Below are 7,592 nucleotides of genomic sequence, written 5' to 3'. Positions count from 1 at the left end.
CCGCGGCCCGTTCGCCGCCGCGATGCGCGCCGCCCTCGCCGACGCCGACCTGCCGGACCGCCCGGCGGAGGCGCTGCATCGCCACCTCGGGCCGCCGCTCGAGGAGACCGCGGCCCTGCTCGTGGCCCAGGACGTCGCGGCCGGCCGACAGCTTGAGCTGGTAGGGACGCTTGCTCACGGCCGATGAGCTGAAGGTCACCCCGCCCTGGGACTGGGTCCACGCAGAGAAGGTGTTGAGGAGGGGCAAGGTCTTCCACGTGTAGTTGCCCCGCCCGCGGATCTCGCCCTGACCGGAGTCGACGAAGTTGTTCAGGGGGTTCAGCGGGTCAACGACCTCGGTCGTGGTGAAGGCACCGATGGTGTGACTGCCACTTCCGTTGACCGCTGACCACGCGGCGCTCCCCGAACTTGGGGTGACGGGGGCGCCGGCGTAGTTGGTGCGGTAGTAGCCGCCAGTGGTGTCCACGTACACCGTCGGGACGTTTGCCGTCTGTGCCGCACGGGCCGCTTGGGCAGTCGGCGCCACCAGGAGCAGGCCGGTGACGGCCAAGGCTGTGGTGGCGAGAAGGACGACTGCCCTTCGCATGGTCTGGATCATGGGGACCTTTCAAGGTTTGGTCAAAACGCCGTGCGGCACCGAGCCCGAGGTGTCGGCCGGTGCATCCGTTGCCCCCTCGGGAGCACGAAACGTTCGCAGAATACTCGTGGAAAGCCCACAGGTGGAACCCGTTCTGATATGTCGAGACGGTGAACAGAAGGGGTCGCGTGGTCTCTCAGCGCCCCGCCAAGCACCCGCGTCGGCGTCAGTCACGGGCAAACTAGACTCCGGTTCATGGCTGAACTCACCCGCGACGCCGTCGAACACCTGGCTCGACTGGCCCGCATCGACCTTGATGAATCGGAGCTCAACCGGATGGTCGGCGAACTCGGCGTCATCCTCGAATCGGTCGCCACGGTGCAGCAGGCGCCCACCGAGGCCGTCACCCCGATGTCGCACCCGATGCCACTGGTTAATGTGACGCGACCTGACCAGATCAGGCCATCGCTGACGCCACAGGAAGCGCTCGCCGGCCAGCAGGGGATGCGCTATCTCCATGTGAAGGACTTGGCGATCTCCGAGGCGGTCGCGTCCGCCATCCCGGCTGAGACCGCGCGGTCGGTGTCCGGACGGCTGATAGCGCGGCGGCCGATCGAGCGCGGCTACATGGGCGCCGCCCTACAGGACATCAGCGCCGACGCGGCCGCCGCCCTTGGACTGCCAGAGGCCCGGGGCGCGTTGGTGGCCAGCGTCACCCCCGGCGGGCCGGCGACGGTGGCGGGACTCAAGCCCGGTGACGCCATCCTCAAGGTGGACGGTCGCGACGCCGAGAACGCCGAGGCCGTCACGCGCGCCGTCACGCGCAAGCGTCCAGGCGATACGATAACCCTTGAGTTCTTCCGCCGCGGCCGGCGCTTGAACCTTGAGGTCATCCTGGTCGCGCGACCGCCTGAGGACCTGCTGCAGCGGCTCACCGAGTGACGCCCGCCCGGCTCGTCACTGCTCAGCGGGAAGGGAAGCGCCACGAGACAACATATTGCGCGGCGGCGCGCTCAACTCGAGAGCCAGGGCGCATTTGACACTCTCCCCTAGCCGGAGCGGCAAGGCCGGATGCGCGCGAGCTCACGACTTTGCGCCGGGCGCGCGAACTCGATGCGCAGCAAACGCTTGACCCGATCAATCGCAGCGCGGAAGCCGACTCCCGCAAGGCTCATAAGAGCGCGCGCATCGAGCGCGCGCAGCGGAAGCGAACGATGACATGACCTTGACCGCTGAATTCCTCGATAAGCCGTTGTGGCTGTGGGCCATCTTTTTGACCGTTGTGGTCTGCCTCCTCGCCTTCGACCTGGGCGTTCTGCATCGCAGAAGCCGCGAGATCCCGCTCAAAGAAAGCCTCTTCTTGAGCGCGGCCTACATCCTGGTGGCGATCGCTTTCGGGGTGTGGACCTGGGCGACGCTCGGCTCAGACGCCGGCGCGGCCTTCTTCAGCGGTTATCTGCTTGAGAAGAGCCTATCTCTCGACAACCTCTTTATCATCTCGGCCATCTTCGGCACGCTGATGGTGCCGCGGGAACTGCAGCATCGCGTGCTCTTCTGAGGCATACTGAGCGTGCTGGCCCTGCGAGCGCTGTTGATCGGCCTGGGCGCTGCGCTCGTGCACGAGTTCGCCTGTGTGCTGCCGTTGTTCGGCGCCTTCCTACTCTATGCAAGCTGGCGGGTCAGCCGCCCGCGTAGCCATACGTCCGAGGCGCTGACCCCCAGCCCCTTATACCGGATCCTGGTCCGCCGGCTGCCGGTAACGGCGGACCTGTAGGGAAATCGGTTCTTCGTGCGCGGCGCCACGGGCCGCTGGACCGCCACTCCCCTGTTCCTGGCGCTTTTGCTCATCGAGCTCAGCGATGTCATGTTCGCCGTCGACAGCGTGCCGGCGATCTTCGCGGTCACCACGGACCCCTACTTGGTCTACACGTCGAACATCTTCGCCGTGCTCGGCCTTCGCGCCCTCTACTTCGCGCTTGCGGACGTCATCAAACGGCTGGAGCACCTGAGAACCGCGATGGGCTTACTGCTCCCGCTGGCCGGCGGGAAAATCTTCTACAACGCCCTCGTCGGGAAGATCGACCCATTGGTCTCGCTCGCTGTCACCCTGATCGTGCTATTCGGCGGGATGGGCTATTCCGTCTGGCGGACCCGCAGCGTCGCCAGGCCGGAGCCAGCACTCGGCACGACCGACCGAGCGGCGCAGCATACCCAGAGCGCGCGCTCCGACGGGCCGGAGACGATTGAAGAGGCCGCCGCGCGCCCTAGATAAAACCTCGCACGACAGATGCCGCTGCGCCCCAACGGGCGGGTGAAACCCATCTGCCTGGCAGAGGATGAAGCTGAACCTTGCGTCCCCGATGGCTGGCGCCGCTGCGACCGAGCGATGTGCGCCGGCTCGGCGGGCGGAGGGTTCCGTATTTCAACACCAAGGCCGCTGCGGCGCCGACCCTGCGCCGTCGCGGCCGCACCTTCAGAGGATGAACATGCTGACTGAAGAGATGTCCAAGACCGCGACGCAGCACGCCGACGCATCTACGGCTGGCCCCAGCGAGGTCGCCCTTGCGCTAGGCAAGCTGCTGGCCGACACGCACGCGCTCTATCTGAAGACGCACGGCTTCCATTGGAACGTCCGCGGCCCGCAGTTCCCCGCGCTGCATCAGCTGTTCGAGCAGCAGTACAAGGAGCTTTGGGGCTCGCTGGACGCGCTGGCCGAACGGATCCGCGCCCTCGGCGCCCTGGCGCCGCAAGGTCACACCTCCATGGCGAACCTCACAGGCGTAAAGGACGGCGATCCGCAATGGAGCGCCCAGGAGATGCTGCGCGATCTTCTCGAGGATCACGAGCAGACCTGCGGCGCCATCAAGGCCGCCATCCAGACCGCCGAAGGCGCGAGCGATGCGGCCACGGTAGACCTGCTGAACGATCGGCTTTCGGCCCACGAGAAGCACGCCTGGATGCTGCGCGCCACGCTGGCCACGAACTGAAGAAAAGGACCTTGCGCGTCACGGGCAGCGCCCTATTTGCATTGACGCTGGGCGCCGTCTAAGGGCCTAGCGAACGATGCCTGCGGGATCCTCTCGCACCATATTGCTTCTTGGAGTATGTGGTCATGAGAAACGCAATCCGTGGACTGCGGCCCTGGCTCTCGGCCGAAGGGTCGGACCTGCGCCGACGGGAAGCTGAGGCGATCCGCGCGCTGGAGACGTCCGCTTTCCCAAAGATGGAGCGGACGCTCGACCGGGTCGGGATGATCGGCCTGCTCACGCTGGGCTTGGTCGCCGCCGCTGCAATGCTGGTCGCTCCCAGTTTGAGGTAGCGCAAAGGCAGCCGCGCGCCCCATGCCGGGCGGCGGCTGTTTGCGCGGAAGCCCAAGCCCTGTTGAAGGGGCATCGGCGCCGATACAAATGACGACGGAGCAAGCCGCCAACTCTACGACCAGGCGCGCTATCGCTGCCGGGCAACCCCAAATCCTTCAACAACAAGAGTGGTATGCGCGCCACTAACAGGTTCAGCCTTCCGGCGTCAGCGCCAGGAACGCTCGGGGGACCAGGCGGGCTTTGACCGAGCCCTCGAAACTGAACCGTCCCCCATCGAGCAGACCCGGGACCGGACCGCTGCCAAGCACTTCGATGGTTTCGGCCATGGCGCATTTGACGTCCGGATCGGCGCGCCAGTCGCGAAAGGCCCTCAGAACCATTCGCAAGGCGTCGACCGGGCCATCAGGATGGATCACCGCCGCCTCAAGGCGCGCCTCCCCAGGACCAAGCCGTGGTGAGGCCAGCGGGCAGAGGACGGCAACCGCCTCGCCCTTGGCGGCAGCGCCACCGTCCCAGAGGCAGATGAGCTCGCGATCGAGCGACGTGCGCAACGCCGACAAACCGTTCCGCGCCGCAACCAGGAACTCGCCGTACCGAACCGCCTCGCGCGCTTCCTGCAGCAAGGAGGGACCTCCGAAGATCGCGGCGGCGAAGAACTTCTGGCCGGCCGCCTCCGCGCCGCTCACCGTGCGGACCCGCGGCCGGGCCACCACGGCGTCGAGCGCATGGCACCAGGTGCGCACGCCATAGAGCGCCTGCGGCAGCACGTTCATCGTCCCCCCGTGCGGCGGCATCAGCAGAGGTCCCCCGGGGTCGCACCGCTCAGCAGCGGTGCGGATCGTGCCGTCGCCGCCCAAGACAATGAGGATGTCGGGTCTACCGATCAGCACCTCGTCGAGCGCCGAGGCCAGTTCCGCGCCCAACCCGCACCACAGATGTGCGGGCTTCAGCCCATGGCGCGCCAGTCGCGCACTCAGGTCCGCGCCCGTCGCACGGGGTGCAACGGCCGCTAGCGACGTTCACCAAGGCCGCGATCTTCGCGGCCTTGAGGTCCAGGGCGGAGGGCGGGCTCATGAGCATCGCGATGGAAAACGGATCTGCCTCCCCATCGTTTCCCCCTCGATTGTGCAGCGGCGTGGAAGAAGGACCCCCTTAGCGGGGTGATAGGCGCCTAAAAGGGACCCCTCATTCCGGTGGTTTAGGCACGGCGGCTTGGTTCAACCGGGCGGTCGAGATCGGGATGTTGGTGGTGGAGACAGTGGTGCGGATTCGCCGTGAGTATGCGGCGGGCAAGCCGATCAAGGCGATCTGTCGGGATTTGAGACTGTCGCGGAAGGTCGTGCGCAAGGCGATCCGGGCGGAGGAAGGCGCGTTCAGCTATCAGCGGACGACGCAGCCGTTTCCGAAGATCGGGCCGGTGCGTGATCGGCTTGTGCAACTTCTGACGGAGAACGAGGCGCGGCCCCGGCGGGACCGTTTGCGACTGACGCGGGTCTGGGACCTGTTGGTCCAGGAAGGCTACGACGGCTCCTATGACTCGGTCCGTCGTTACGCGGCCCGCTGGCGCGAGGAGACCAAGACGGCGCCCGGCGATGGCGGGACAGCGTTCGTGCCGCTGATGTTCGCGCCGGGCGAGGCGTTCCAGTTCGACTTCAGTCATGAGGACGTGGAGGTCGCCGGCCAGCCGATGCGGGTGAAGGCGGCCCATGTTCGGCTTTGCGCGTCGCGTGCGGTCTACGTCAGGGTTTATCCGCGTGAGACCCAGGAGATGGTGTTCGACGCCCATGCCCGGGCGTTCGCCTTCTTCGGCGGGGTCCCCACGCGGGGCATCTACGACAACATGAAGACCGCCGTGGACGCGGTGTTCGTGGGCAAACAGCGGGTCTTCAACCGTCGCTTCCTGCTGATGGCCGATCATTACATGTTCGAACCGACTGCTTGCACGCCCGCCGCAGGCTGGGAGAAGGGCCAGGTCGAGAACCAGGTGCAGACCAGCCGGGAGCGGTTCTTCAAACCGCGCTTGCGGTTCGCCAGCCTGGAAGAGCTGAACGGCTGGCTGGAGGCCGAGTGCCGCCGCTGGGCGCGCCTACACCCCCATCCCGAGCAGCGCGAGATCACCTTGGCCCAGGCCCTTGAGGCCGAGCGGCCGGCGCTGCAGGCGATCTTGGCGCCGTTCGACGGCTTCCACGAGGTCGAGCACGCGGTGACCGGCACCTGCCTGATCACCTTCGACCGCAACCGCTACTCGGTGATGGCCAGGGCCGCCAAGCGCACGGTGCAAGTGCGCGCCTATGCCGATCGGATCGTCGTGCGCTGCGCCGGCGAAGTGGTGGCCGAGCACGTCCGATCCTTCGGCCGAGGCCGGACGATCTATGATCCCTGGCACTACCTGCCGGTTCTGGCCCGCAAGCCCGGGAGCTTGCGCAATGGCGCGCCATTCCAAGATTGGACTCTGCCACCAGCCCTGACTCGGTTGAGGAAGAAGCTGGGTCGTGGCGACGAAGCCGACCGCCGGTTCGTGCGCGTGCTGGCGGCGGTGCTGGTCGATGGCCTTGATGAGGTCGATGACGCCGTCCGCGAGGCCCTGGATGCCGGCGCCGCCAGCGACGAGGTCATCCTCAACATCCTTGCCCGGTGCCGCGAACCGCCAGCGCCACAGCCGATCACCACCTGCGAGGCGCTGGTCCTGCGTCATCCGCCCATCGCCGATTGCGCCCGCTACGACCTGCTGCGAGGTCCCCGTGCAGCGGCATGAGATGATCGAAGCCTTCGCCCAACTGGGCCTGAAGGGCATGGCCGGGGCCTTCGACGAGACCGTCACCACGGGCCTTCAGCGCAACCGCACGGCCATGGAGATCCTGGCCGAGCTGCTCAAGGCCGAGACCAACCATCGCCAGGCCGCATCCATCCGCTATCGCCTGACCGCCGCCAAGCTGCCGGTGATGAAGGACCTGGCGGCGTTCAGCTTCGAAGGCTCTGCGATCAACGAAGGCCTGGTGCGTTCGCTATACGACGGCGCCTTCCTGACCAACCATCGCAACATCGTCCTGGTCGGCGGCACGGGCACCGGCAAGACCCACCTGGCCATCGCCATCACCGCCAACGTCGTGCGGGCCGGGGCGCGTGGCCGCTACTTCAACACCGTCGATCTCGTGAACCGCCTCGAGGACGAGGCCCGGCGCGGCAAGGCCGGCGCTTTAGCCGCCCAGCTCTCGCGTCTCGATCTGGTGGTGCTCGACGAGCTGGGCTACCTGCCGTTCGCCCAGTCCGGCGGCCAGCGCCTGTTCCACCTGATCAGCAAGCTCTACGAGCGCACCTCGGTGATCATCACCACCAACCTGACCTTCGGGGAGTGGCCCACCGTCTTCGGCGACGCCAAGATGACCACGGCGCTGCTCGACCGCCTGACCCATCACTACGACATCGTCGAGACCGGCAACGACAGCTGGCGGCTCAGGAACCGCGCCTGACCGGCACGCCCCGCTTGATCCACAACTTGTTCAACCTCCCCCCAGACCCCCCTCCGGGCAGCTGATCGATCAGTGGCTCACCCCGCGGCGATGCTCTGCGCTGGCTGAGAGCTACGCGCATCGCCGCTCGAACTCGAAGAGGGGGTCCCTATTGGGCGCCGTTTGACAGCCCAGCTCGTGGATTATCTGCGAGCGGCCTGGCAGGTCAGCATCCGACGCGCCTGC

The 7,592-nt window shown here is 66.9% G+C and carries 10 protein-coding genes and 1 pseudogene; 9 read left to right on the top strand and 2 right to left on the bottom strand.

What is annotated here, in order from left to right; all coding sequences use genetic code 11:
- The coding region (locus Q0379_RS17895; protein WP_299014673.1) for a hypothetical protein at nt 1-598 on the bottom strand (598 nt) is incomplete at its 3' end.
- Between the two features lie 234 nt (nt 599-832).
- Here Q0379_RS17895 and gatC point away from each other — a divergent pair.
- The 7 genes and pseudogenes from gatC to Q0379_RS17875 form a co-directional block, all read left to right on the top strand.
- Nucleotides 833-1,072, top strand: a pseudogene (gene gatC, locus Q0379_RS24295) (Asp-tRNA(Asn)/Glu-tRNA(Gln) amidotransferase subunit GatC); the annotation flags it as partial.
- 9 nt (nt 1,073-1,081) lie between these two features.
- Nucleotides 1,082-1,519: a PDZ domain-containing protein gene (locus Q0379_RS24290; RefSeq protein ID WP_366519336.1), complete on the top strand. Its 438-nt coding sequence runs from the start codon at nt 1,082-1,084 to the stop codon at nt 1,517-1,519.
- 277 nt (nt 1,520-1,796) lie between these two features.
- Nucleotides 1,797-2,135 carry a hypothetical protein gene (locus tag Q0379_RS24285; RefSeq protein ID WP_366519335.1) on the top strand — a complete coding sequence of 113 codons (339 nt, stop codon included), beginning with the start codon at nt 1,797-1,799 and terminating at the stop codon, nt 2,133-2,135.
- Between the two features lie 12 nt (nt 2,136-2,147).
- Entirely contained in the window at nt 2,148-2,351 is a 204-nt protein-coding gene (locus Q0379_RS24280; protein WP_366519334.1) for a hypothetical protein, read from the top strand.
- A 15-nt stretch (nt 2,352-2,366) separates the two neighbouring features.
- Nucleotides 2,367-2,849 (top strand): hypothetical protein, encoded by a 483-nt coding sequence (locus tag Q0379_RS24275; RefSeq protein WP_366519333.1) that lies wholly within the window; start codon nt 2,367-2,369, stop codon nt 2,847-2,849.
- A 214-nt stretch (nt 2,850-3,063) separates the two neighbouring features.
- Entirely contained in the window at nt 3,064-3,564 is a 501-nt protein-coding gene (locus tag Q0379_RS17880) for a DNA starvation/stationary phase protection protein (RefSeq protein WP_291844217.1), read from the top strand.
- A gap of 125 nt (nt 3,565-3,689) precedes the next feature.
- Nucleotides 3,690-3,896: a hypothetical protein gene (locus Q0379_RS17875; RefSeq protein ID WP_299014666.1), complete on the top strand. Its 207-nt coding sequence runs from the start codon at nt 3,690-3,692 to the stop codon at nt 3,894-3,896.
- 192 nt (nt 3,897-4,088) lie between these two features.
- On the opposite strand, the gene Q0379_RS17870 is transcribed toward Q0379_RS17875, so the two are convergent.
- A complete protein-coding gene (locus tag Q0379_RS17870) occupies nt 4,089-4,820 on the bottom strand; it encodes a hypothetical protein (protein ID WP_299014664.1) in 732 nt (243 codons plus the stop codon).
- A gap of 317 nt (nt 4,821-5,137) precedes the next feature.
- Between Q0379_RS17870 and istA the strand changes: the two genes are divergently transcribed.
- A complete protein-coding gene (gene istA / locus Q0379_RS17865; RefSeq protein ID WP_299014661.1) occupies nt 5,138-6,652 on the top strand; it encodes an IS21 family transposase in 1,515 nt (504 codons plus the stop codon).
- The gene (istB, locus tag Q0379_RS17860; protein ID WP_299014658.1) at nt 6,639-7,367 is read left to right on the top strand and encodes an IS21-like element helper ATPase IstB; all 729 of its coding nucleotides are present in this window, start codon (nt 6,639-6,641) and stop codon (nt 7,365-7,367) included. The genes istA and istB overlap by 14 nt, the downstream gene beginning before the upstream one ends.
- Nucleotides 7,368-7,592 lie beyond the last annotated feature (225 nt).

Source organism: uncultured Caulobacter sp., from assembly GCF_937900395.1.
GTDB lineage: Bacteria > Pseudomonadota > Alphaproteobacteria > Caulobacterales > Caulobacteraceae > Caulobacter.
The sequence above is the reverse complement of the archived record's forward strand: the minus strand, read 5'-3'. Positions and strand labels throughout refer to the sequence as shown.

What these genes read in the sequence shown, in the direction of transcription:
- Q0379_RS24290 (WP_366519336.1), top strand. Translation starts at nt 1,082, where the DNA reads ATGCGCTATCTCCATGTGAAGGACTTGGCGATCTCCGAGGCGGTCGCG.
- Q0379_RS24285 (WP_366519335.1), top strand. Translation starts at nt 1,797, where the DNA reads ATGACCTTGACCGCTGAATTCCTCGATAAGCCGTTGTGGCTGTGGGCC.
- Q0379_RS17880 (WP_291844217.1), top strand. Translation starts at nt 3,064, where the DNA reads ATGCTGACTGAAGAGATGTCCAAGACCGCGACGCAGCACGCCGACGCA.
- Q0379_RS17875 (WP_299014666.1), top strand. Translation starts at nt 3,690, where the DNA reads ATGAGAAACGCAATCCGTGGACTGCGGCCCTGGCTCTCGGCCGAAGGG.
- istA (WP_299014661.1), top strand. Translation starts at nt 5,138, where the DNA reads ATGTTGGTGGTGGAGACAGTGGTGCGGATTCGCCGTGAGTATGCGGCG.